The organism is Herpetosiphon llansteffanensis (assembly GCF_003205875.1).
Taxonomy (GTDB): domain Bacteria; phylum Chloroflexota; class Chloroflexia; order Chloroflexales; family Herpetosiphonaceae; genus Herpetosiphon; species Herpetosiphon llansteffanensis.
Window position 1 is genome coordinate 1 of sequence record NZ_PUBZ01000087.1, and the last position, 26,246, is coordinate 26,246.

The following is a 26,246-nucleotide window of genomic DNA, read 5'->3' on the forward strand; positions in this document are numbered from 1 at the left end:
GGATCGGGGTGTGGGGGCTGGGGAGCGGTAGGCCATATGTTGAGCCACGAATTGCACGAAGAATGGCGATAGGCTATGGGCTGTTGGCTATTTGTACTGGCACATTGGATTAGCAACCATATTCCCTCACCCCCCAGCCCCCTCTCCCACTGGACGCGGGCGAGGGGGAGCAAACGTTTTTATCACGCATTGCGGACAAACCACACGATTAAAGCCCCTCGCCCGCGCCACGGGAGAGGGGTTGGGGTGAGGGGATCTTAAAACCTACCCTTTGATTTTTGACTTCTGATTTTTGATTTGGATTCATCCCTCATCATTCATCCTTATTCTCTGGCCCCTCGTTAGTTGACAACTGGCAATCAATCATCCACAATGCAGCGATTATTGACGACAATTCAGGCATTCCAACGATAGAAAGGTTCCAAGGTTTTTATGCGAATTGCAGTAACAGGCGGGGCTGGCTTTATTGGCTCCAACTTCGTGCGCTACTGGATGGATACCAACCCTGCTGATGAGGTTGTGGTAATTGATGCCTTGACCTATGCTGGCCATCTGAGCAATTTGGCGGGCTACCACGAACGCCCCCATTGCCAATTTGTGCAGGCTGATATTTGCGATTACCAAACGATGCTCAAGGTGTTGGCCGGAGTTAATTTGGTGGTTCACTTTGCCGCCGAGACCCACGTCGATCGCTCGTTGGGCGCGTTTGAATTGGAGCGCCAATTCTATCGCTCGAATATTGAAGGCACTGCTAGTTTGATTCGGGCTTCACGCGAGGCTGGGGTTGGCCACTTCCACCATGTTTCAACCGATGAAGTCTTTGGCGATTTAGCCTTCGACGACCCACAAAAATTCCACGAAACCTATCCCTATAATCCCAGCAGCCCATATGCAGTCAGCAAAGCGGCCTCGGATCATGTGGTGCGTGCCTTTGCTCACACCTACAACTACCCAATTACCATCACCAACTGCACCAACAACTATGGGCCGTTCCAAACTCCAGAAAAGCTAATTCCGCGCTCGATTGCCTTGTTGTTGGCGAACCAAAAAGTGAAGCTCTACACCGATGCCGATGGCATTCCAGGCCGCAACATCCGCGATTGGCTGCATGTGCAAGATCACTGCGAAGCGATTGCTTTGGTGATTAAAAAAGGTCGGATTGGTGAAACCTACGGCATTGGCGGCGAAGCTGAGCTTTCCAACTTCCACTTGGTCGAAACCATGCTCGACATTATGAGCGAATTTCTTGATCGCTCATTGACCGTTGAAAATAGCGTTGAATTTGTTGCCGATCGGCCTGGCCACGACCGCCGTTATGCCATGGATTTGAGCAAAATCAAGCGCGAATTGGGCTGGCAACCACGCTATTCATTCGAACAAGGCTTCTTGGAAACAGTGCAATGGTACACATCGCCTGAAGGCCAAGCGTGGCTCGCCAGCTTGAGCGATCGCACCAGCGATGTGCGCGCCAACCAAGAACAAGTGGTCGCCGTACGCGAAAATTGGCAATCAGAGCATCAACATTAATTGCTCATTCCTCTCAACCCTGTTCCAAGTGTGGAACAGGGTTTATTCCTCAATACGGTCATAAACTGTTAAGAATTGAGCCGCGATGGTTAAGCTACGATAGCTTCGATAGTCACAAGGAGCTAGCGGCGATGGTTGATCAATTTTTACGCCAGCCCAAAGAGCGTTTATTAGCTCCGTTAGCCCAACGCTTGCGCCATATCCATCCAACCAGCATTACGCTCGTTGCCTTTGGCGTTGGTCTTGCAGCAGCAGTTTGTGCTTGGCAACAGCTGTATTGGGCCAGCCTTGGTTGTTGGGTGCTCAATCGGGTGCTCGATGGGCTTGATGGCACAGTTGCACGACTCAGCAATCAACAAAGCGATCTTGGTGGCTATATCGATATTTTGCTCGATGTGCTGATCTATGCGTTGCTGCCAATTGGCTTGGTAGCAGGCCAGCCGACGCTTGGCAATGGCTTGGCGGCGCTTGGCCTCATTGCTAGCTTTTATGTCAATGCAATTTCTTGGGCCTATTTGGCGGCTATTTTAGAAAAACGCCAACAAGGAGCCAAAGCGCAAGCAGCCATGACGAGCATCGCCATGCCCAGCGGCTTAATCGAGGGCACGGAAACGGTATTGCTATTCAGTCTATTTATTGTGCTACCCAGCCATTTGAGCCTGCTGTTTCATGGAATGACAGCGTTGGTCAGCATTACGATTGGCCAGCGCCTTATTTGGGCCAGCCGTTATCTTCGCGAGGAACCACGCCATGACCACTAGCCCACCAACCAGATCGTTTTGGCAACGCCATTGGCAAAAATTGCTCGCCGCAGGGTTTTGGTTGCTGCTCATTGGCGGCTATTTTTGGTATTCATGGCGCAACCAGCTTTCGCCTGCCGCCGCTGTTGGCCAAGTGATTGAGCTGCTCAAAAGCGAATTGGGCATGCTGATTTATATTGGTATCTATCTGCTGCGCCCGTTAATTTTCTTTCCGGCCACGTTTTTGACCTTGGCTGGTGGCAGTGTTTTTGGCAGTGTGTGGGGCTTGATTTACACCGTGATTGGGGCCAACGGCTCAGCCATGGTGGCCTATACAATTGGGCGTTTTTTCGGCCAGCCTGAGCAAAATCAAAACCAAACAGGGCTGATTAATGGCTATATCGAGCGTTTACGCCGCAATAGCTTTGAAACCATTATGTTGATGCGTTTAATTTTCTTGCCCTATGATTTAGTTAATTATCTGGCGGGCATTTTGCGCATCAATTGGAAACAATTTCTGATTGCTACGATTCTTGGCTCGTTTCCTGGTACGCTCACCTTTGTGTTGCTCGGTGCATCATTCGAGGGCGATTTTACCAAGGCCGAGTTTTCGTTCAATCCATGGGCCTTTGCTGGCTCAATCATTATTTTTATTATTAGTATTGGGGTTTCACGCTGGCTTAAGCGCCGTGAAGCCGCCAAAGAAGCAGCCTAGCAGAGGGTACAACAGCGTTATGCACACACGAAAACGAATCTGGAATTTGGCAGTGATGCTTGGCTTGTTGAGCTTAATCATCGCCAGTTGTGGTAGCAATGCGGCTACGCCAACCAGCGCGCCAAGCAGCACCAGCCTTGATCTCAACAATTGGGCTAGCATCGAGCAAGCAGCCAACGGCCAAACGGTCAATTGGTATATTTGGGGTGGCTCGGATAGCATCAATCGCTTTGTTGATGAATTTTATGGCAAAGCACTCAAAGAACGCTACAACATTACACTCAATCGCGTGCCAATGGCCGATACCGTCGATGTGGTCAATCAGTTGCTCAGCGAAAAAGAAGCGGGCAAAACGACTGGCGCTGTCGATTTGATTTGGATCAACGGCGAGAACTTTGCCTCGTTGAAGCAAGCTAATTTGCTGCGCGCTAATTGGGGCCAGAGCTTGCCCAACAGCAACTATGTCAACTGGGCCAATCCGGCGGTCAACCTCGATTTTGGCGAACCAGTCGAAAGCCTCGAAAGCCCATGGTCATCGGCGCAATTTCAATTTATTTACGATTCAGCCAAACTCCAAGCCAGCGAGCTGCCCCGTTCGTATGCAGCGCTGAAAGATTATGCCTGCGCCAATCCGGGCAAAGTAAGCTACATCGCACCAGGGCCTGGCGCATTCCAAGGCACACGCTTCGTCAAACAAGCATTGTTCGAGGTCAGTGGCGGCGCTGAACAATGGCTTGGCAAGTTCAATCAGCAATTATGGGATCAATGGTCGCCCAAATTGTGGGACTATTTCAATCAACTTGAAGCTTGTTTGTGGCGCGAAGGCAGCACCTACCCCAAAACCGAAAACGAATTGCACAGCTTGTTTGCCAATGGCGAAGTCGATTTTTCAATTACCCAAGCGATCGCCGGAGCTGGCTCGTTGATCAAAGAGAATTTGGTGCCAGCCAGTGCGCGAGCGTTTGTCTTTGATGATAATATGATCGGCGATTTCAACTATGTAGCAATCCCCAGCACCGCGCCAAATCCCGCTGCGGCCTTGGTGCTCGCCAATTTGATTCTCGACCCTGAATTGCAAGCGGCCCAAATTTTGCCAGAAAACGGCTTTGGCTTGGGCTATGGCATCGATCCAACCAAAGTCAGCGATCCCGCGCTGGCAGCCAAACTGACCAATGCGGCCCAACAGCTTGGCGATGCGGCAACTCCAGCCAGCGATTTAGCCAAATCGTTGCGCAGCGATATTGCCGCTGAATACCAAAGCTTAATCGAGCAAGGTTGGGATGCGAATGTGTTGCGCAAGTAAGCAGCATGGCTAAATTACGGCGCTGGTTGGGTTTAGCGCCAGCAAGCATCATTATTATTGGCTTATTTGGAGGCAGCCTTGGCTATGGCATTGCGCAAAGCCTTGGCTGGCTGCCATTTTTAGGCCAACGCCAGCTTAGTTTGGCCGCCTATCGCAATGTGTTGGCAGGCGAGCAATTGGGTAGCCAATGGTGGCAGGCTTTGTTGTTTTCGCTTTGGGTTAGCCTTGCAGCAACGCTTGGCTCGGCGCTGATTTGTTTGGGCTTGCTGAGTAGCATCGCCGAACGCCAACAGCAGTATCGCGGTTTGAGTACCATCAGCAATTTGCACTTGGCAATTCCGCATAGCGTTTGGGCCATGGCCTTGCTGTTGGTGCTGAGTCAAAGCGGTATTTTTGCGCGACTCGGCTTTGCGCTTGGTTGGCTCGATCAGCCTAGCGATTTTCCGGTGCTGGTGCGCGATCGCTGGGGCAGCGGAATTATTCTGGCCTATATCACCAAGGAAGTGCCATTTTTGCTGTTGCTGGGTTTGGCAAGCTTACATCAGCAAGGCCGCGACTATCTTTTGGTCGCCCAAAGCTTGGGAGCCAATCGCTGGCAACGAGTGCGTTTAGTGCTTTGGCCGCTATTGGCTCCCAGCTTAATCGGCGGCAGCTTATTGGTATTTAGCTTTATTTTTGGAGCCTACGAAGTGCCAGCCTTGGTTGGCGTGCGCTACCCCGAAATGTTGGCAACCATGGCCTTGGAGCTTTTTCTCAACCCCGATCTGCAAGCGCGGGCCGAAGGCATGGCCGTAAGCCTGCTGATGAGCTTGATCATTCTAGCGGTGATTGGGCTGGCATGGCGCTGGCGCAGGGCGGAGCATCAGCCATGAGCTATCGCATCATTGTTTGGGTTTTGGCGCTGATTTTGCTTGTGCCAATTGCAATTTTTTTGGTCTATGCCTTTGCCCAAGGCTGGTTCTTTCCGGCGCTCTGGCCTGAACGCTGGGATAGTGCGCTGTTTTTGCGCCAATTGGCCGATCCGCAGTTGCGGCGGGCGTTTGGCCAAAGCTTAATCATCGCAACTGGCGTGAGCATGCTCGCACTGATGTTTGGCTATCCCGCAGCACGGGTGCTCGAACTACAAACGTTTCGCGGGCGGGGCTTGATCTATGGCCTGTTTTTTCTGCCAACGGTTGTGCCGAGCGTCGCCACAGGCATCGGTTTGAACATTGTTTTTTTGCGGCTGGGCTTGGCTGGCACATTGTTAGGCGTGATGTTGGTGCACTTGATTCCGGTTTTGCCGTATGTGGTGCTGACCTTGGGTAGCAGTTTTGCGCGCTATGATCGCAACTACGAACATCAAGCAGCGGTTTTGGGTGCAAGCCCGTGGTTTGTTTTTTGGCGGGTAAGCGTCCCAATGCTCTTGCCAAGTTTGGTGGTTGCTGGCGTATTGGCATTTTTAATTTCGTGGAGCCAATATGTGCTGAGTTTATTAATTGGCGGCGGTAAGATTATCACCTTGCCAATGCTGTTATTCTCGGCGGCCAGCGGCGGCAACCAGAGCCTGATCGCCAGTCTGAGCCTGATCTTTATCACACCGTTATTACTCTTGCTAGGTTTGGTAGCGCGCTATTTGGGTTCGCCAGCAACAGGAGCAACGCCCCGACCATGAGCTATTTGCAACTTGATCAATTAACTAAATCGTATGCAAAGCAGACCATTCTCCAAAATATCAATTTAAAGCTCAAGCAAGGCGAATTTTTGGCCTTGCTTGGGCCATCTGGCTCGGGCAAATCGACAATTTTAAAGATCTTAGCGGGGATTGAAGCGCCCGATGCTGGCGAGATTCGCTTGGCTAAGCGTTTGCTTAACCCAGTTGCAGCCCATCAACGCGAGATTGTGTTGCTCTTTCAGCAGCCCTATTTATTTCCGTTTCTCTCGGTAGCCGAAAATATTGGTTTTGGCCTCAAGGCGCGCAAAGTAGCCAAAAAATTGATTGACCAAAAAGTGGCCGAATTATTAGATTTGGTTGAATTGAGCGGCATGCAGCAACGCAAGCCGCAGCAACTTTCTGGCGGCCAGCAACAGCGTGTCGCCTTGGCCCGCGCCTTGGCAGTGCAACCCAAGGTTTTGTTGCTCGACGAGCCGTTGAGCAGCCTTGACCCAGAAATTCGGGTTAGTTTGCAAGGCGTGATTGCGCGGCTGCATCGTGAATTACAGATGACGACAATTATCGTGACTCACGATTTGAGCGAAGCTTTGGCCTTGGCCGAACGCACAGCGTTGTTAATCAATGGCAGTTTGGTCGCCGATTTACCATCGATTGAACTGTTTGAGCGGCCACCAAATCGGGCGGCGGCCCAGTTTGTGGGGGTTGGCGCAATCATTGCGGGGCAATTGCAAGGCACGACGTTTAACAGCCAGCTTGGTCAATTTAATGGCAACTTTGCCCCGAATACCGTTAGTTTAGCAATTCGGCCTGAGCATATTCAAATTAATAATCCTGCAAGCCAGCCCAGCATTGCAGCCCAGATTCTTGAGCGGCGCTACCTTGGCGAGCGCTGGGAATATCGTTTGCAAGCAGCCGAACAAGTGATTACAGTGCGTGAAGCAGGCCAAACGCCACGTGAAATTGGCCAAACCGTTGATCTCCATTTTCCACCACAACAGCTTTTTGCCCTCGCCGATTAAACAAAAAAGCATCCGGCGGAGCGGGTAGCTCCACCGGATGCAAGCCTTCAGCGCTTAGTTGCCCTTAGCAGTGTATGGCAAGAAGACCACATAGGTTCCCGTGCCAGTCGTTGCGGTTGGCGTAACCGAAACAGTTGCCGTTGGGGTTGCTGTTTCAGTTGGCGTTGAAGTAATCGTTGGCGTATGGGTATTGGTTGGCGTAATGCCAGGCTCCAAGGTCGCCGTGTTGGTTGGCGTATTGCTTGGGGTTGGCGTTTCGGTATTGGTTGGCGTGTTGGTTGGCGTTTCGGTAATTGTCGCCGTCGCCGTATTGGTTGGCGTATCAGTTGCCGTTGCCGTCGCTGTGTTGGTTGGCGTATTGGTTGGCACATCGGTTGGTGTATTGGTTGGCGTGTTGGTTGCCAAAGCGCCAAACCAATTGATGTCCAAGTAGTTGATCTTGGTGTTGGTGCCACCAACCGGATCAACCGTCAACTTACCATCACTGACCGTCACGCGCACCGTGTTGGTTTGATGCAAACTAGCCGAGCCATTGGCGGCATTAGCTGGTGGCACAAACTGATTGATTGCCACAACGCCTTCAATGGTTACATTGTGCGACATTGCAGTACCACCAGCTTGAGCATCGCCCACAGCCACGCTTACATCATAAACCCCGTTTGGAACTGCTGCTTCCCACTTGCCGCCGCCAGTAGTCAACTGCATGTGCATCAAGGTATCCAAGCGTGTATCGCTGTTGACGTTACGCCGCCGTGGATCGCTAATCAAGCTCTTGGGCTGGCCAGCGCTGTCGATCCAACCATAGCTCAAGCCTGAACCTTGGCCAGGATCTTGGCGCAAACCATAGCCTTGGCCATAATCCTTGACGTAGCCGTTAGGCACTGGGCCAGAATCGTTGGGCTGGAAGTTGACCTTCAAGAAGAAGGTACCTTGGGGCGTTGGCGTAAAGGTGCCAATTGGCGTGTTGGTTGGCGATGGCAAGGCAGTTGGGGTGGCAAAGGTCAAGTTTTGCGCCCCAAACACCTCGATTGCGCTCACGGTTGGGCGGCTTGCTTCTGGAGCAAATTGCAGATTCAAGACTCCATCAGTGACGTTGACCGTAAACAAGCGGGTATCGGCAGCTTTTGCGCCAACCGCAAGCGTTGGGTCATAATCGTTGAGCACGCGGTTGCCTTCAATGTTGACATCGAAGACCCGCTTGCCCGTACCGCCAGCAACCCCGCTGGTTACGCCAAAGAAGATTTCGGCGAAATGCAAGCGCACGGTATATTGGCCGCTGACTGGCACTGGAATCGCATAATCCAAGGTGGCAGTTGCAGCGCCCGAGGCAAAGCGATCGTCGTAATACAAGGCATCGTTATCGGTGTTGGCCACATCGCCCAAGTTGCCTGGGTTCGAAGTGCTGCCGTTTTGCGAGAAGCTATCAGCCGCCCAGCGCACGCCATCGGGAGTGGTTAGGCTGCTGAAACCACCTGCATTGAAGCGGGTAAGCAATGGCAAGACCTGCACTTGCAACGAGGTTGAAACGCTGCTTGAGCCATTGCTGGCCGTGACCGTTACCGTGTAGTTGCCCTTGGTTGCGAAGGCATGGCGAACCTTGCCAGTGCTTTCGTTGACGACAGGTGTCCCATCGCCGAAGTTCCAGGCAAAGTTGACGTTGCTGCCACAAGCCACCACCGCTTGGAAGGTAATTGCATCGTTTGGTGATGATGGGCCGTTTGATACCGCCACCACTTGCTCGATTGGTTTATTGCCAACCAAGATGGTGACCGTATCGCTGCTGCTTGCGCCGCCTGCGTCGGTTGCGGTAAAGCGGAAGACCAAGGTTGTAGCGCTGGCTGGAGCAGTGAAGCTGCGGTTGTTGCCAGTGCCCGTCAGCGTGACGGCTGGGCCTTCAAGCTGCGTCCATGCGCCAGTTACAGTTGTGGCTTCGAAGTCGCTGCTTGTGCCTGCCAAATTGACGGTCGCACCTAAAGCAACTTGTTGATCAGCACCAGCGTTGGCGGTTGGTGGCACATTGCCGTTGACCGTGCTTGCAAAAACTTCGATTGCAGAGATTGAAGCAAAGTCCATTTCTGCATCAAAAGCCAATTGCAACTGACCATCAACAACGGGAATACCGTTGATTGGCACAATTAATGCGGTGCGAGCAGCGCCAACCGAGGCAGTAATATCGAAGTTATCGAGAATCGTCTCGCCTTCGGCGCGCACATCAAACACCCGCTTGCCTGGGCCAGCAGCGCCACCACCAGGTGCACCCCAGTAGAGTTCAGCGAAGTGCAAGCGTACATCAACGCTTTGCACGGTTGCTGGCACAGTTAAGTTGTAGGTAATGGTGCGGGTTGGGTTGCCCACATTGCCACGATACGTTTGATACAGCGTGTCATCGACAGTATTTTCGATGGCTGGCGTTCCAGTGCCTTCAGCAACCGCGTTGCTTGGCTCGAACAAACCAGTATCAGCTTGCCATACATTGCCAGCGCTATCGGTAAAGCTGTTGGCGCTGCCAACATCAACCCGGGCCACAACTGGCCGCGCGGCGGTTGGTTCGTCAAGGCTGATCGCAAACTTATCAAAGACGGTCGTAAAGGTCGTGTTGGTTTTGTGGGTAGTTACAATGCCTGCATTGACCTTGCGATCAAAGAAGCGTTGATAGCGGCCACCAGTCAGCGTTACTTGGCCAAGCGTCGTAAAGCTTGGGTTTGGATTGGCTGCCGTGATCAGTCGATAAGCTGCGGTTGCCACCCCTGTTTTGGGATCGCCGCTCAAGCGCAATTCAGTTGCCACAACATTGGCTGGGCTAGCAATCGCAGGGCTGGTTGCCACGGTTGCGCTTGTGCCATTGGTTTCGTTGCTAAAGACAATTACTGGTTGGGTGCTGGCTGAGCTAATCATCAATTTAAGATAATTATCTTGCTCCATACCCCAGAAGATGCCTGCTTGGCGATTGGCACTGGTGAAGCCCGCCACGCTGCCTTCGATGCGCGTGCTAATTACAAAGCGCGAGGCTTGGGCATTGAATGGCAGTTGCAAGGCGTTAACTTGGGTATTGGTCGTGCCATCCTGCGTGCCAGCAGGCGAAACCAAGCTCAGCGTGCCTGCTCCAGCGGTGTTCATGGTCAACAAGGTTGGGTCATATGAAACACCAACGTTGATCAACTTGTTATCGCTCTTGTTACGCTGGGTAATTGGGAAACCTGTACCAACATTGGTGTTATCAACCAAGGTATTGGGATAATTTTGATTGAATTCCAAATTCAGGTTTGGCGTGCCGGGCATTGCGCCAACGGTTGAATCATCAACCTCAACAAACTCTGGCCGAATATTGTTGACGATATAGACGTTATCGTTGTAGTCGTAGTTGATGCCGTTGAAGTCCATCGACAGCACATAGCTATTGGGAACCAAGACCCCGTTGTGATCGCGCAATGGCCAAGCCCGCAAATAGTGCTTGCCAACAGGATTATTGTACTGAGGATCACCCCAAGCAGTTTGTGAAATGATAAATTGGAAGATCCCGGTTGGGTTCAGATTAATATCAAACACATCGCTGCCATCGTACAAGCGTGGCATATAGGTTTGGCCATCCGATGGATGGTGGGTACTGGATTCTTGCAGGGTGGTGCTGCCTTTAGCAGCCCATGCAATATCGCTGGCGGTGCTGGTCGTACAGCACTGGTGCAAACCAGCCAACTGCACAACCCGCACCGGTTTGCTCGCATCGAAGCGCGTCCAATACGGTGAGATAACTTCCTCACCAATTTGGGTCAATGCGCCCCCATCACCATTCCATGACTGGCCAGGATAGACAATCTTCACGTCGTAGCCAAAGAAATCCATAATTTGTTGGATATTTGGCTCGTCGTCGCCTTCGTTCTGCTTTTGCCACCAACCACGCAATTGAATAACCTTGTTTGGTTCGGTTGCATCGTTGGTGCGCAACAGCATCTCACCCGAATAGGCAATACCTGGTGGATCACTCCGTGGATCAACTGGTGGCGTGAAATCCAAGCGAATATCGCGGAAAGTATTTGGCTGAAGAATCGTTGGCAGGCTCAAGGTGCCGCTCAACGTCCAGACCCCAGTGATCGTCATGCTGCTGAGAATCAACGGGCCAGTGCCAGTGTTGCGCACTCGCACAACTCCCGTATTGCGGAAGTAGTTGCGTGTGCCGCTACGAGCAGCTGGATTTTGAATCTTGCTGAACATCAGCCAATCGTTGTAAGGAACGTTATGTGATTCAACGTTTTCGATCTCAAGCTTGCCTGCGCCGAAACATGCAGCCGCCATCACTTGGGCCGTCATCAACGTTTTGAGTTGGCGTACAGCACTTTCGACTGCCGAAGTAAAGTTTTGGTCATTCAATTGACGGGTGCTGACCGCACCTTCAATTGAAGGCCGATACATGCCTTTGAGGCCCAAGGTTACGCCACCAGAGCCAATTCGTGGCCCGCCCAGAATCACCAGCGGAATAAAGACCCGGTTGGTGGCTGGTGGCACAGTGACGGTTGGCGTAACGGTGACCGTTGGCGTACCTGGCGTTACCGTAATCGTTGGGGTAACGGTTGCGCTTGGTGTGCCAGGCGTTACCGTAATCGTTGGACTGCCCACGGTTGGGCTTGGCGTAAAGGTATTGGTTGGCTGAGTTGTGCCAGGTGTTGTTGGCACAGCAGTCGTTGTATTAGTTGGCGTATTCGATGGCGTAGCCGTGTTGGTTGCAGTCGAAGTTGCCGTGTTGGTTGGTGTGTTCGTTACCGTCGGTGTATTGGTCGACGTTGGCGTGTTGGTTGGCGTTTCGGTTGGGGTAGCAGTTGGTGGCTCCACGTATGGAGTAATAATCACAAAGTTAATCTTTGTATTGAACCCACCATTAGCATCGATCGTTAAGCGATTATCATTAACTGTTGCCACCATCGTTTGGGTTGCGTGGCGCGTTGGCGCACCACTTGCCCCTACCGAGGTGAAGTTGGTAAAGACATTGACTCCTTCGACATTGAGCGTATGGCGATCAGTCTCTGGCATTTGTTGCACTTGAGGATCGCCCACTGCCACGGTGACTGAGTAAATACCGTTTGGCAGCGCCATTTCCCACGAGCCAGGTGCTTTGACCCCACCGAAGCCAAACGAAATATCGTTGGCCCGCATGTGCATAAACGAATCGTAGCGTTTATCAATGTTTGGCACAAAGCGATACCGACCATTAGGATCAAGCGCAATTGGGGTGATCGTATCTGGATTGACCCAGCCGTAGTACAACGAGCCATCGCCTTGATCTTTTTCATTGCGATTGCCAAAGGCTTGACCCCAATCGCGCATGTAGCCAGCAGGCACAGCGGTCGAGGCACTTTGGAAGTTGACTTGAATTGGTGTGCTCAAGCTTGGCAAGCGAACTGGCCGCACGTTGCGCACAATAAAGACCAAATCTTGATATTCTAAGCCCGTCGTTGCTTCTTCAAACACCACCACATAGGTATTGGGCACGGTCGAATCGTTGGTGGTTTTGAGTGGGTAAACCCGCATATGGTGAGGGTTCGCCGCATCAAACGTGTTTAGGCTATCTTGGCCATAGACCACACGGTTCGCAACACCTGGCCATTGGGTATAGAAATCAAAGAACTCGTAGCCTGGTTCAAAGGTCAAATTGCCAGTAACTGCTGGGTTTAGGCGCTGAGCGCTGGTATTGGGCACCGAGAAGATACTGGTGCGATTGACCCCAGCATTCTTAACTGGATACCACCCCAAAGTTGTTGCAGTTCCAGCAGGGCCAGTTGGGCCAAAGGCTGCCAATGGTTCCAAGGTAATTGGCGAAGTTGTGGCACGAGTAAAGAAATCTGTATAGACTTCTTGGCCGAGCAGCAACGATGTGCCATTCGTGCTATGAATTGTGGTGGTCGCTGGGTCATCATCGCCAACGCTCATCGGGAATTCATAGGTATCGATAATCCATTGCAACGATGGCTCTGTACCATTGGCGTAGACCAAGCCCCGCAAAGCCCCGTCGATCTTAGGATTGATTGGGTCGTTGCTTTGGATTTGGATAATTGCGCCTTTGGTGCCTAAGCTGGTTGTGGTATTGGCGCGCATCACCACATTCAAGCTAAGCGTCGCGCTTGGAGCCAAGGTGCGTGGGAAGCTGGGCACATTGGTAATCACAAATGAGCTAGCTTCAGGCCCAATCAATTGCACGCCGGTCACGTTCAAATTGGCTTGACCAGTATTGCTAATCACAAAGGTTTGGGTCAGCGAATCGATCGAGCCACTCGTAGGCCGTGCTAAGTTGAACACGCGGCGAGCTGGCTTGATATCGATCCGTGGTTCTGGCTGAATATCAGGAGTCAGCAGGTAAATTTTTTCTGCCAAGTAGTCGGAAACATATAAGTTGCCGTTGGCAGTATTTTCAATCACATCAAGCGGCCCTGAGAAGTCTTTCATCCCAGGCAAGCCACCTTGCTCGCTAATGATTTCTTTGTTTGCACCAAGCGTCAGCACAACCAAATCTTTGCTCCCGCTATAACGGGTCACAATCAATTTGTTTTTAAGTGCGCCATTGAAGGTGTTTGATTTGTATTCAATCGTGCCGTTTGGCGATTTGTGCAAACCAAAATCCCACGAGAAGCCGCGATAATTGCGGTCTGGCTGGGTCCCAACTGGGTAGCCAACATTGCTGCCACCTGGCGCAACTTCGGCGGGATCAACAGCTGAGCTTGGGTTACCGCCGTTCATCACCCATTCACAGCGTTGGGGATTGGGGTGGCCATAGTAGCCGCCGGGTGTAACGCGGAAGAGAAAATCCGATTGGTCGGGAATGCGCGTGCTTGAGCTTGATGATAATTTTGGTACATCAGGCCCAACATACGCACCATTGGTTGCCGCATCAAGCCGATTTTGACAAGGGCCATAATTCGACAAATTACCAGGCGAAGCTGGGGTGTTGCCGCCAGCAGCCGAGCCATTGGTTGCGGTATACAATTGGCCATTCGAGTGCCAAATCAGGTCATAGGCGTTACGCACACCAGAGGCATAAATCGTCACTGGAGCATTAGCGGCAAATGGGTCGTAGGTGCCACCATCTTCAGTTTGCACATTTAATGGTAACGTGCCCAGCCCAGTTTGATTGATCCGCAAGACTGCTGCGCCCAATTTGTGCTCTGGCCGCAAGTTCCAGCCATTATCAACAAAACCCATGGCGCTGTTGCTACCAACGGTCATATACAATGCGCCGTCGGGGCCAAACACCAAGCTATTCGAAAGGTGGTCACGTGATGAACGTGGCATGCCAATCAAATAATCCTGAGCTGTGGTGAGATTTGCGCCGCTCAAACGCGTCAGCTTGCCGCTCCAATCGGGGCCGCCACTCAACGCATAGGGGCTATGGGTGATCCACAAAATTGGGTTGGCTGCAGTTGCAGCAGGGTCAAACACCAAACCAATGATCATGCGATCTTGGGTTGTGCCGGTGTAGGTGCGTACCGTTTGAATGGCCAAACTATTGGCGGTATTTAAGCTACCATCGGCGTTAATCGTGTAACGCACAATTTGGCCTTTGACGGTGGCAGCGTAGAGCTTGCCATCAGGGCCGATTGCCAATGAGGTATAGCCTTCATCGTTTGGCATGGTAATGCCGGTCGCAACCTTGTTAAAGCGAATATTGCCAGTTGCCGAAGGGCCACCAGCACTCCCAGTCGTAAAGACTGATTCATAGGCTTCAAACGGTTCGCCAGCAATATCGCGCAGCAAACTCTGGCTTGCTACCCCAACATTAACCCGAAAACGATATTGGGTAAATGGATCAAGATATTCGTTGGGATTGAGAATAATCACATCGCCCGCTGCTGATGTGGTCAGTCGCGCTGCAATTTCAAAACTATCGACCACCCGAATCAATTTGACAGACGCTGCTGTCAAGGTTTGGGGGTCAAGCCCACCATTAGGAATATAGACGTTTGCTGCGATGAAAATATCACGGTTGACCGAGGTCGAGCCATTGAGTGGCAAGGTGTCGGTTACCCGTGGAGCCTCTAGTAGGGCTTTAGCTTGAACTGGCGTGAGTGGTTGGCGCTGTTGCGCCGGAACCGCCGCCGCCACCTGAGTTGGCGGTGCGCCCACAAGCCAAAGGTTGCTAAACAAGAATGCTGCGAGCACCCCATGCAACCAACGAACGATAGACCGCTTCATGGTCATGACCCCTCCTGGAACAGCTTGTGACCCGTAGCGAGTTGTGGTTTTAAGCGTTTAACGCGCAAAAAACCGAATCAATCACGATCGATCAAAAAAAGTGCGTTTGCTACGGGCCATCGTTATCGATCAGTATATCAGTTGAGATTAACTAAAAGTACGGTATTGTTATATACAATGGTACTAATTTTGTCAATCTTTACAGTGCGTATTTTGGTTTGCTTGGCCAAAATTTGCATGAATTTTAATGCTTTTTGGTACTATTTTAATGTTTTTAAAAACATTTTTAAGGAATTCACGTCATGACGCAGCAACGATCGGTTTAGTCGAGCGTGGAGCCATCAACCAGTGACGACTCCACGCCATCGTGCTTAGTTTTTGAGCGTGTATGGCAGCCAAATGCGATACGTCGGTTGGTCAACGGTCACGGTTACGCTTGGCGTTTCCGTTTGGGTTGGCGTGTTGGTCGGCGTATTGCTTGGCGTAAGCGTCACGGTCGGCGTATTGGTTGGTGTCAGCGTGCCAGTCGCTGTTGGCGACGGCGTATTGGTATTGGTTGGCGTGTTGCTGGCCGTCACGGTTGGCGTATTGGTTGGCGTGTTGGTCACGGTCGGCGATGGGGTATTGGTTGCCGTCGGCGATGGTGTGACCGTTGGCGTAACATTAGCAATGTTCAGAATTGGCCCCCAAACCTCAATCGCCGAAATTTTGCCTTGATCAACATTGCCCGGCTGGCCACTTGGTAAGCTAATATTCACCGCGCCATCGCTAATATTGGTGCTGAAGGTTTTGGTAATTGGTCGGAACGTCGCACCAGTTTCGCTGAAAATATCGAAATTGGTCAACACGGTTGTGCCTTCAATTTGCACATTGAATTTACGCTGGTTTGACCCTGGCCGCCCATTGGTTCCCCAATAGAGTTCAGCAAAGTGCAAGCGCACCGCATATGTCCCAGTGCTGCTGACCGGAATCGTGTATTGCACCGGCGAACCGCCTGTATTGCGCTCGGAACAGTACAACCGATCAAAGTCGCGAGTCACATTGTAAATTTGCGGGCACGAAACCCCGGGAATCAAGACATACGTGCCGCCGCCAGTTGAATATGGACGGCTGGCATTCGTATCAGGACTCCACAGTGCGCCGTCGTTGGTCGTCCAATCACGATCGCCGCTGTTGATTCGCGCTACAATATCGCGATAACTCAAACGGAAGAAATCGAAAATAAATGAGATCGTGTTTGGTGTGCCATGATTGGTTGCCAAAATTCCAGTTGGGGTTCCTGTATTGAAGAACCACAATGGAACGTTGATTGTGCCAATTGCTATCCATGTGTTGCCTGTGGTTTTATAGTAGGCCGTCATGGTCTGCGCAGCTGGATTTCCGTCTAAGCGCAGGTCAATATTGCTTGCACCAGGCAAAACCATGCTTGGGTTATTGTTGGTTGGATTGATTTGCAGGTTTCCTGCAACTTCCATGGCAAATTGCAAACCAGTGTCGCCACTTGTGCCATCGCCATTCAAATTGGCTGTCGCCACCAACTTCACGTAGTTATCTTGGTTGGGGCCAAAGAACAGGCCCGCCGCTTGATTGCCCTCAGGCGTGCGCCCAAGGAACATTTCAGTAATTCGGGTTTCGACACGGAAGTTGCGATGGGGATCAAAGCCAAGTTGCAAGGCATTAGCTTGGGTGTTGATCGCGCCAGCATTGGTGCCTTCGGTGGTGATGATATTGGTAAAGCCACCAGCAGCGCCAACCGCAATCTTGGCTTCGGCGGTGCGGGTTACGCCGTTGGTAATTTGCACCCCAGTAAAGCCAGTATTGGCAACTTTGCCCAATGGCGCATCGCCAGGATTCCAATTGAATTCAACTGGCAATTTGGTATTCGTGCCGTTAGCAGCATCAAAATACAACTGGTCGTTGACATCGAGAATTCCATCGTTGTCATCATCAGGATCGGTCAAATCGGAGATCATATCGCCATCGAAATCGTTGGGCACGCTGGCACGGCTACACAGGTTGGTGCCATTTTGATCTTCATCAAAATCGGAGTAGCCGTCGTTATCGCTATCGACCGCGCTCGAATAGGGCGGCGGTGGCGGACAATTGGGCAAATCTTCTGGCTCAAGGATGGTAATTGCATCGCTGCCAAATTCGGCTACGTAAATTACGCCCTTGGCATCGGTTACCACATCGAGCGGTTGATTGAACTTGGCCAAGGTCTGAATGCTGGTTGGTTTGCCAGTTGCATCGAGCTGCACGCGGCTAACATCTTGATTTTGGCCATAGGTTGCCACAATCAAATTGCCTTGCAACGCGCCACCAAATGCATTGCTAATGTAGGCCGTGATGCCGTTGGTTGATGGGCGGAAATCGTAGGTCAAGGCTGGCGGATTGTAGTTTGGCGGCGTTGGCAAACCTTGGGCATTGCCATTGTTGAGCACACATTCGCCACGGGCTGGGTTAGGATGCCCGCCATACGAGCCTTGGGTCACGATTTTGAGCGTATCGGGCAAATAACGGGGGTTGATTTCAACGCCACCAGGGCATTGAGCTGCGCTTGGCGTATCGCCATAGCCATCGTTACCGCCGTTGACATTGGCATAAAATTTATTGTTCAGCCAAATAAAATCATAGACATTGCGATAGCCAGTTGCATAAATTTCAAACTGGCCAGCAAATGGCGTTAAGGCCGAGGCACTATTGACGTTTTTAACATCAATGCCAGCGCTTGGAAATCCTGCGCTGCGTACATTCGCCCGCAAAATTGCCGCCGAAAGATAATATTCGGCCAAATTGCTGAAGTGAGCGCTTGGCGCACCATTGTTGGTGTTGCTCGACGACGAAATATACATCCAGCCGTCTGGGCCCCAAACAATGCTGTTGGTGCTGTGGTTTTCGCGTGAACGAGGCAAGCCTTTGATGATGTCGGTTGACGTAGCAAAATTATTGGTGCTAACCAATTTGCTAATCGTGCCCGAGCGGGTGTTGATTTTCTGCGAGGTTGTATCGCTGTTGTAGCCATAGCGTGGGTCGCTATGCGAAACATACAAAATCATGTTCGCTGGTGTTGATGCTGGATCGAACAAAACCCCAATCAGTTGACGGCCATTCACGCCGGTTGCAGGCGAGCCATCTTCATTGGTATTGGGATAATTGTAAATTGTTTCGATAACTTGAACAGCAGTTGCTTGATGGGTGGTTGGATTGAGCGTAATTGCAAAAATCCGTCCATTAAATTGGCTGACATACAAGCGCCCATCGGGGCCAAACACCATGCCGGTTGGGCTATCGAAGAGCGAAGCACCAGTTAATGCAGAGCTGGAATTGAAAATTGTTTGGCGAAAAAAACTAATGCTGCCAGAATGTACATGTTGGCGCTCAGCATTATAACTATATTGAATCGTCGAGCGCGTTTGAGCGGCGGCATCATGAGTCGCTGGTTGCAGCAACCACCCCCCAGTCAACAGACTGAAGAGCACTATCATCACAACCACACGGGCATGAAACTGTCGTTTGATCATCACAAATCCTTTCGAGAACATGAGCGAGCGCAGATCAACCTGCTATGCCAAATTCTTGCTGGTGCTACGCCTATGATCGTGCCGAGATCAGCGAGGCATGTCAAGCGACAGGTCACGTTGTACGGGAATGTGGTGACATCTTAACAATTGAAGCCATACACCAGATGGCATAACGCTCATAACTCGTCCTCTGTTTGTGAACTATAGCGCATAGCAGCATGCTTGTCGTGGGAATTATGGCCTATACTCAGGCGCTATTTCTGTGAGGAGCCACACTCCACCTTATGGGTGAAGCATGGGTGATAAAAGTTAAATCTATTTAACCTTTTCGGCCCATTACAGCACATCCACACACTCAAGCGCTGTTCAAGCCGATTATTATCACAGCATCTGCATATCAAGTAACTCTATTACAGCATATGGTTGGTTTTTTGTGCGCACGGTTTTTTAAGAATTAAGCCTGTGCTGGCCAATTTTGTGGGCAATTTAGCCGAAAGCCCACGCCATGCGCTAGAATAGCAACAGACTTTCATTCGATGCTGCATGAAAGTGACATTCACTAGGAGGTTCTTGTGCTAATCGATCTTATCGGTGTCCCGCTCGATTTGGGTCAAGGGCGGCGTGGCGTGGACATGGGACCAAGCGCAATTCGTTATGCAGGCTTACGTCCACAATTAGAGGAGCTTGGTCATACCGTCATTGATCGAGGCAACCTGACGACCAGTATTGCCGAAACGCTCCCCGTGGGCGACCTTACCCTGCGCTATTTCGAGCCAATTCGCGATACCTTAGTGCAATTAGCCAACGAAGTTGACCAATCGTGTAGCCAAGGCCATGTGCCGGTTGTGCTCGGCGGCGACCATAGCATTGGCTTAGGCTCGGTCAGCGGCGCTGCCCACAATCGCGATATTGGGGTGCTCTGGATCGATGCCCATGGTGATTTTAATATTCCCAGCACCTCGCCATCGGGCAATATTCATGGCATGCCGTTGGCAGCGCTGTGTGGCTATGGCGACGAACGCTTAATCCACTTGAGCGGCCAGCGTCTAGCCAATTCGATGATCAATCCGCATCACGTGGCCTTAGTCGCGGTGCGCGATCTCGACCCTGAGGAACGCCAACTCTTAACCGAGGCTGGGGTGCAGGTGTTTGCCACCGAATATATTGATCGCTATGGCATGTATGAAACCATGGTGCGGGCCATCAGCGTTGCCAATCAAGGCCGCGATGGCTTCTATGTGAGCTTCGACCTTGATGTGCTTGATCCGGCGGTTGCGCCAGGCGTTGGCACACCAGTCCCTGGCGGCTTAACCTACCGCGAAGCCCACTTAGCAGCGGAGTTAATCGCCGAATCAGGCCGCATGATTGGGCTGGACATTGTTGAGGTCAATCCGATCCTTGACGATCGCAATCGCACGGCAACGGTTGCGGTTGAAATTGCGCTTTCAGCACTTGGCAAGCGGGTTTGGCACAAACAGCAACCACGCACAGCACTCTAAATCTTAAACAACAAAAGCGGGGCGCATGCCCCGCTTTTGTGATCTCCAAAGGCATAACGTTATTCAGCGCGAATTGCGTAAGGAACCCAGACCGACCACTGCACTTGGGCTGGCGCTTCAACCACGACGGTTGTGCTTGCCGAAAGCGAGTTGGTGGTGTTGCTGGCGGTTACGGTAACCGTATAGTTGCCAACATTCGCATAGCGATGGCTCAAGCTGGTGGTTGTGGTTGTCACAGCCGTTGAACCATCACCAAAATTCCAAACATAACTGACATTCGTGCCAGCAGTAATCGTTGCATCGAAATTGGTAGTTTGGCCAACAACCGTTGGGCCATCGTTGCTCACTGCCAAGCCAGCAACTGCTTGGGCTGGTGGTGCCGATTTGCGCACCATAATCAAGCCGCGTGAAATATCGCTAATCAGCAACGTACCGCTTGGCAAGTAGGGATAAACGCCCCAAGCGCCATCAAAGTTAGCAGAATTGCTACCAGGATAGGTATCGATGAAGGCGGCTTCTTGGATGCTATTGGGGTTGGTAACATCCAAAATCGTCAAACCACGCAAGTAATTCGACATATAGTAGTCATTGTCGATGGTATAGCCGTTGTGGTCGATTGCTTTGGTTGGGCCATCCCAAACTGCGCTGATGGTTGGGTTATCCAAGTCGTGAATATCCATCGTGCGCACGCGGGTGTTGTGACCTTGATTTTGTTCATCCAATTCATCTTGGATGAAAAGATACATTTTATCGTCGCTATACCAGCCAGAGTGGGTGTAGCCACTGCCCGAATAAGGCCGTGAGCTAATGTGGAATGGATTGGCCGAATCGGTAATATCCCAAATTTCGACCGACGATTCGCTGAAATCGAACATGATTTCGCACGAGGCTTGGTGGCCAGGCGCACATGCCGAGGTTCGCGAATCAGTAATAATCATGCTGGTATCGTCGTGGGTGTAGCTCACATTCGTATCTGGCACGCCACTATCAATAATTTGCGGCGTAAGTGGATTGCTAATATCAAACGCACGAAACACGCCCGAACTCAAGCGGCTGCCGTTTTTGCCCACGCCGTTCATGTAGAGCGCAGCAGTTTTGCCGGGCAAGGCCACATTGGTGCTGTAATCGACGTTTTTGATGTAGACGGTGTGCGATGAGCCAAAATCAGCGGTATAGGTTGCCGCCAAACTCACCGAAGGATTGGGATCGCTCAAGTGGTTCAGATCAACGATCTGCAAGCCTTGGCTGCGATTTTCGGTCGAAAGGTAGGCATAGGCATTCCAACGATTTTGGGTTGTGTTGAAATATTGATAAACCTTCACTTCGCGCCATTGTGAGTTATTGCCTGGCACGGTGCCAATCACAACTGGATTGGTTGGATCAGTTACGTCAACTACGCCTGTGCCATTGTTGACCCCAATAACCGCATATTCGCGATTGGTGTTGAGATCGACGTGGCCCCACAAATTGCTGCCATCGGTCGCCCCAACATTATTAACCCGAAAGCTTGAGAGCGGAACACTGCCCAAGAAGTCGATGCCACGGCATTCAAAATTGCCAGCCATGCCATTGACACATGGTTGGGCAGCACTTGGGGTCTCCAACTCGGTTGGAATTTGAATCCGATCAAGCGCTGCTGAACTAAGCCCATCGCGATCTTCAACCCGCGCAAAACCAATCGCTGCCAACTTTTCACGGTAGCGCGTTGGAATCCCTGCCACATAGGTTGGGTTGGAATTGGTATCTTGCTGACTAAAATTATCGCGGGCGCTATAGCCACCGCGCACCGGAATTTGGCGACTCAGCAATAAACCAACCGAGCGCGCATCAAATTGATAATCGCCAGCAGCAACCCGAATCTCATCGCCCTTACCAGTCCCGCGATTAATCGCATATTCGATGGTTAAACAGGGCTGCCAAATCTTCGAACAATCACCTTCATCTCTGCCAAACGGCGCAACATAGATCTTATGATCATGGTTGCTATGCGCCGAAATCGAAGCAATTGGCGCTAACACAAACGCCGCCACCACTGCAAAACCAACCGCTAACGAACGCGACCAACGTCCATTGTGTGTGTGCATGCCAGAACCTCACTGTAGGACCATCGGAGAAAATAGGGGCCGCCTTTGGAGATGGCCTATTATACGCGATTCTTAATATGTGTATAATATTAATGATTCGGCATGCCTCAGTTGTTACTCTATAGGATTTGGCGGATATTGCTATGGCAGATCGTGAACAGATTCGGCTGACCGAGCTGGCTTCTTGCGCTGGCTGAGCGGCCAAAATGGGGGCAGGTGCTCTCAGCAATTTAATTAGTAGCTTGCGCTTACCAACCAGTCCACAGCTGTTGGTTGGCCTCGATGTCAGCGATGATGCGGCGGTTTATCAACTGAATCCGCAGCAAGCTTTAGTCCAAACGGTGGATTTCTTTCCGCCGATTGTTGACGATCCCTATAGTTTTGGGGCGATTGCTGCTGCCAATGCGCTGAGCGATGTCTATGCAATGGGCGGCAAGCCAATTTTGGCTTTGGCAATTGCTGGCTTTCCACGCGATCTACCGCCAACCATTATTCAGGCGATTATGCAAGGCGGCGCAGATAAAGTTGCCGAAGCTGGCGCAGTGCTGGCTGGCGGCCACACCATTATTGATAATGAACCAAAGTATGGCCTGTGTGTAACTGGCTTGGTCGATCCGGCGCTGATTACCCGCAAAGCCCAAGCTCAAGCAGGCGACCAACTCTATTTGAGCAAAGCGCTTGGCACAGGCGTAATCAGCACCGCCAGCAAGCGCCAAGTTGGCGATCCAGCAGATCTTGAACTGGCCATCGAGAGCATGATTAAACTAAATCGAAGGGCAGCAGAACATATCGCAGCGCTCGGCAGCATTCGCAGTGCCACCGATATTACTGGCTTTGGCTTGCTTGGTCATGGCTTGGAGTTGGCGCGCAATAGCAAGGTTGGGCTACGCATCAACAGCCAAGCATTGCCTCTGCTGCAAGGAGCCTATCGCTACGCCCAAGCAGGCATCATGCCCGGTGGTTTACACACCAATCGCGCTTATGTCGAGCAACAGATTCAAGTTAATTACGCCGAAGCGGTTGATCCAGCGCATCAAGCCTTGTTATACGATCCACAGACCTCTGGGGGATTATTGATTGCGGTTGCTGCTGAGCATGCGGTTGCGCTCGAACAGCAATTTGCCCAAGCAGGCGATTCACTTTGGCGTATTGGCGAGATTATTGAGCAACACATAATCGAAGTTATTTAAACCAGCACCATAGAGAAGCCCAGCTGCCGCTGAATGGCAACTGGGCCATTCAAAGATAGGCGTTAAGATCCCCTCACCCCAACCCCTCTCCCGTGCGCGGGCGAGGGGCTTTAACTCCATGGTTCTTGTATAGTTGTGGTAAATACCAAAGGCTTTCCTTCGCCCGCATCTAGTGGGCGAGGGGCTTGTTCTACATCAGACCAAGTATTAAAAACCCACACTTGCAAGCAAAATCTGCAGTAAGAGAACCATCAATAATCCTCTTGGTGAAGCCCTAGCCCAACACCCGTGGATCGACAGTTTGGTCAACCAGATCAAGAAATTCACTAATTGTCGGCAAATGCGCTTGCGGGGTTGGTTCACCAGCAAACCTGCCAACCCGCTCGGCAATGCGTTCAAACTCACGCAACGAGGCAGGATCAGGCTGATACTCCTGATTGTATGGGTCTTGCATCTGTTCAGCAAAAGCCAAGGCTTGGTTGGCCAAGTTGGGATACTGCTCGGCCAAAATCGCTGCTAGGGTTAACATTTCATCGCCCGATTGCGCCAAGTTTTGAATTTGGGCCTGAAGGTCAAAGACAGGCCGCAACAGCTGAAAAGCACGTTGCTGTTGGCCATATTTATACCAAACTCGTGCCAACGAGCCTTGCACCCCAGGAATCAAGTTGCGGGCATCGTTTTGCAAAGCCAAATTCAGAGATTCATCAAGTACTTGTTCGGCCAAGGCCAAATTATCAATCGCACAAGCCAAAATGCCGCGCGAACTCTGGCAGAGAATAATGCCAACTTGATGGCCAATTGTGCGGTTAATCTGCAAACTTTCTTGATAGCAACGTTCAGCATCATCAAAACGGCCCAAACCAATGTAGGCACTTGCCAAATTGCCGAGCGCTGCTGCCTCGCCCGAACTATCGCTAATCGTCCGCCAATGCGCCACAACATCCTCGCCAAGTTCAACTGCTTTTTGATAGGAGCGTTGTTGATAGGCTAATGATGCTAGGTTGTGCAAGGCGCGAATTTCGCCAAAGCTATCGCCAACTTGCTTAAACAAGGCTTGGCCGCGCTCATACCACAGCGTAGCATCAGCGTGATCGGCGAAATATTGGGCGCAAATACCTGCTGCAATCGCTGCTTTGGCGCGCACCGCTGGCTCGACTTCGTGCTCACGCAGCCAGGCTTGGCCAATCCAATTGCGAGCTTCTTGGGCATAGCCTTTGGTAAACCAAAATAACCATAGCGAGCCAGCGATCCGCAAGGCTGTAGCTGGATGCTGCTCAACGGCCCAATCGAGCACCGAACGCAAGTTGTAAATATCGCTTTGCAAGCGCGCCATCCAGAGCGGTTGTTCGGCTCCGAGCAATGGTTTCTCGGCGCTTTCGGCCAAGTGAGTAAAATAGGAGCTGTACAAGCGTTGCAAATGGTTCGCTTCACGCCGCCGTTGCAAACGCCCTTCAGCATACGAGTGCACAGCATCGAGCATCAGATAACGCTGCTCGCCATTGGGCAAGGTTTCGAGCTGCACCAACGATTTATCGACTAAGGTTTGCAAGCCTTCGACCACATTGATTGGCACATCGGGAATCCCAGCGCAAATTGCCTCAGCCGATTCCAGCGTCCAGCTGCCGCGAAAAATCCCCAAGCGAATAAACAAAATTTGCAGCGTCGGTGAAAGCAGCCGATAGCACCAATCAAGCACTGGCCACAAAATTTCTTTGCGTTGCATGGTGCTATTTTTATCAATCATGGCAGCGCCTAAGCGCAAATGATGGCGCACCATCCGCACTAAATCCGAAGGCGGCAAGCTGCGGCTATGGCTGGCAACCAATTCGACTGCCAAGGGCAAGCCTTGCACCAAACGACACATTTCGGCAATTGCTTGGGCTTGGGTTTGGTCAAATTTGAGCATTGGTTGCAAGCGGCGCAAGCGTTCGCTAAATAATTGCACCGCACCATATTGCATAATTTCGCTAGCGCTCAAATGGGCATCTGCCGCCGGAACACTCAATAATGGCACGCGATAGATCGTTTCAGCAGCCACATTCAAAGCGACTTGGCTCGTTACCAAAACAGTTAATTGGGGCACAGCTGCCACCAAAGCTTGCACATCAGAAGCAGATTCAATCACATGATCGATATTATCGAGAATTAAGAGGCTTGGTTGGGGCGAAAAATAGTGAGCAATCGTCGCGATTAATGGCTGATCGGTGGTTGGCGCAATGCCTAGGCTTTCGGCAATTGTGGCCAATACCAAGCCAGCAGCCCGAATCGGCACCAATGAAACAAAAAAACTACCGCCAGCAAAGTGGTCTGCATAGAATCGAGCACAATCGACGGCCAAGCGCGTTTTGCCTGCGCCACTTGCGCCAACTAAACTAATTAAGCGCTGTCCTTGGGTCAGAAATGTCCCAATTTCAGCAGTTTCAGCATCACGCCCAATGAGCGCAGTGGTATACCGTGGAAGGAGATCGGAATGTTCTGTCTGCATATACACACCAATTGGTTTCTGCTAAAGCCATCAACAATGATAGCGGCCATGCGTCATTGCATGGTGAGTTGTCGTGCATAGCCCGATTGATGAGCCGTTGCATTGGTTAATCATACACGAAAATTTGGCTTAAACGCACTAGCATCGCTAGGATTATTGGGGTTGGGGATCGGGTGTCAGTCGCGAGGGATGGAGAGGCTATAGGCTATTTGTAGTGGTTCATCATGTTAACTACAACCTGATCCCTTCACCCCAACCCCTCTCCCGTGCGCGGGCGAGGGGCTTTTTGGTTTGGTGGTTTTCGCCGAAATCGTGGTGAAACCGCGCTGCTCCC

13 protein-coding genes are annotated in these 26,246 nt (G+C 51.4%); 9 read left to right on the forward strand and 4 right to left on the reverse strand.

Going from position 1 to position 26,246, the window contains the following annotated elements:
* The first annotated feature begins 432 nt into the window (after window positions 1–432).
* From rfbB to C5S61_RS10010, 7 genes are all read left to right on the forward strand, one after another.
* Window positions 433–1,527 carry a dTDP-glucose 4,6-dehydratase gene (gene rfbB, locus C5S61_RS09980; RefSeq protein ID WP_110514911.1) on the forward strand — a complete coding sequence of 365 codons (1,095 nt, stop codon included), beginning with the start codon at window positions 433–435 and terminating at the stop codon, window positions 1,525–1,527.
* A gap of 131 nt (window positions 1,528–1,658) precedes the next feature.
* Window positions 1,659–2,288 carry a CDP-alcohol phosphatidyltransferase family protein gene (locus C5S61_RS09985; protein ID WP_110514912.1) on the forward strand — a complete coding sequence of 210 codons (630 nt, stop codon included), beginning with the start codon at window positions 1,659–1,661 and terminating at the stop codon, window positions 2,286–2,288.
* A complete protein-coding gene (locus C5S61_RS09990) occupies window positions 2,278–2,982 on the forward strand; it encodes a TVP38/TMEM64 family protein (RefSeq protein ID WP_110514913.1) in 705 nt (234 codons plus the stop codon). Before C5S61_RS09985 ends, C5S61_RS09990 begins: the two co-directional genes overlap by 11 nt.
* A gap of 19 nt (window positions 2,983–3,001) precedes the next feature.
* Window positions 3,002–4,285 carry an ABC transporter substrate-binding protein gene (locus tag C5S61_RS09995; protein WP_110514914.1) on the forward strand — a complete coding sequence of 428 codons (1,284 nt, stop codon included), beginning with the start codon at window positions 3,002–3,004 and terminating at the stop codon, window positions 4,283–4,285.
* A 5-nt stretch (window positions 4,286–4,290) separates the two neighbouring features.
* Window positions 4,291–5,157 carry an ABC transporter permease gene (locus tag C5S61_RS10000; RefSeq protein WP_110514915.1) on the forward strand — a complete coding sequence of 289 codons (867 nt, stop codon included), beginning with the start codon at window positions 4,291–4,293 and terminating at the stop codon, window positions 5,155–5,157.
* Window positions 5,154–5,939, forward strand: a complete 786-nt coding sequence (locus C5S61_RS10005; RefSeq protein WP_164689330.1) for an ABC transporter permease — start codon at window positions 5,154–5,156, stop codon at window positions 5,937–5,939. Before C5S61_RS10000 ends, C5S61_RS10005 begins: the two co-directional genes overlap by 4 nt.
* Entirely contained in the window at window positions 5,936–6,958 is a 1,023-nt protein-coding gene (locus C5S61_RS10010) for an ABC transporter ATP-binding protein (RefSeq protein ID WP_110514917.1), read from the forward strand. The genes C5S61_RS10005 and C5S61_RS10010 overlap by 4 nt, the downstream gene beginning before the upstream one ends.
* 54 nt (window positions 6,959–7,012) lie before the next feature.
* Here the strand turns inward: C5S61_RS10010 and C5S61_RS10015 are convergent, their stop codons facing one another.
* Window positions 7,013–15,139 (reverse strand): malectin domain-containing carbohydrate-binding protein, encoded by an 8,127-nt coding sequence (locus tag C5S61_RS10015; protein ID WP_110514918.1) that lies wholly within the window; start codon window positions 15,137–15,139, stop codon window positions 7,013–7,015.
* A gap of 365 nt (window positions 15,140–15,504) precedes the next feature.
* The gene (locus C5S61_RS10020) at window positions 15,505–18,654 is read right to left on the reverse strand and encodes a malectin domain-containing carbohydrate-binding protein (RefSeq protein ID WP_164689332.1); all 3,150 of its coding nucleotides are present in this window, start codon (window positions 18,652–18,654) and stop codon (window positions 15,505–15,507) included.
* A gap of 572 nt (window positions 18,655–19,226) precedes the next feature.
* Here C5S61_RS10020 and rocF point away from each other — a divergent pair.
* Window positions 19,227–20,153, forward strand: coding sequence for an arginase (gene rocF / locus C5S61_RS10025; RefSeq protein WP_110514920.1), 927 nt, complete (start codon window positions 19,227–19,229; stop codon window positions 20,151–20,153).
* Between the two features lie 59 nt (window positions 20,154–20,212).
* On the opposite strand, the gene C5S61_RS10030 is transcribed toward rocF, so the two are convergent.
* The gene (locus tag C5S61_RS10030) at window positions 20,213–22,237 is read right to left on the reverse strand and encodes a choice-of-anchor B family protein (protein ID WP_110514921.1); all 2,025 of its coding nucleotides are present in this window, start codon (window positions 22,235–22,237) and stop codon (window positions 20,213–20,215) included.
* Window positions 22,238–22,380: 143 nt separating this feature from the next.
* On the opposite strand from C5S61_RS10030, the gene selD reads away from it, so the two are divergent.
* Complete coding sequence (gene selD, locus C5S61_RS10035; RefSeq protein ID WP_110514922.1) at window positions 22,381–23,427, forward strand: selenide, water dikinase SelD; 1,047 nt, start codon at window positions 22,381–22,383, stop codon at window positions 23,425–23,427.
* A gap of 274 nt (window positions 23,428–23,701) precedes the next feature.
* Here selD and C5S61_RS10040 read toward each other — a convergent pair whose 3' ends face one another.
* Entirely contained in the window at window positions 23,702–25,912 is a 2,211-nt protein-coding gene (locus C5S61_RS10040) for an ATP-binding protein (RefSeq protein ID WP_110514923.1), read from the reverse strand.
* Window positions 25,913–26,246: the final 334 nt, after the last annotated feature.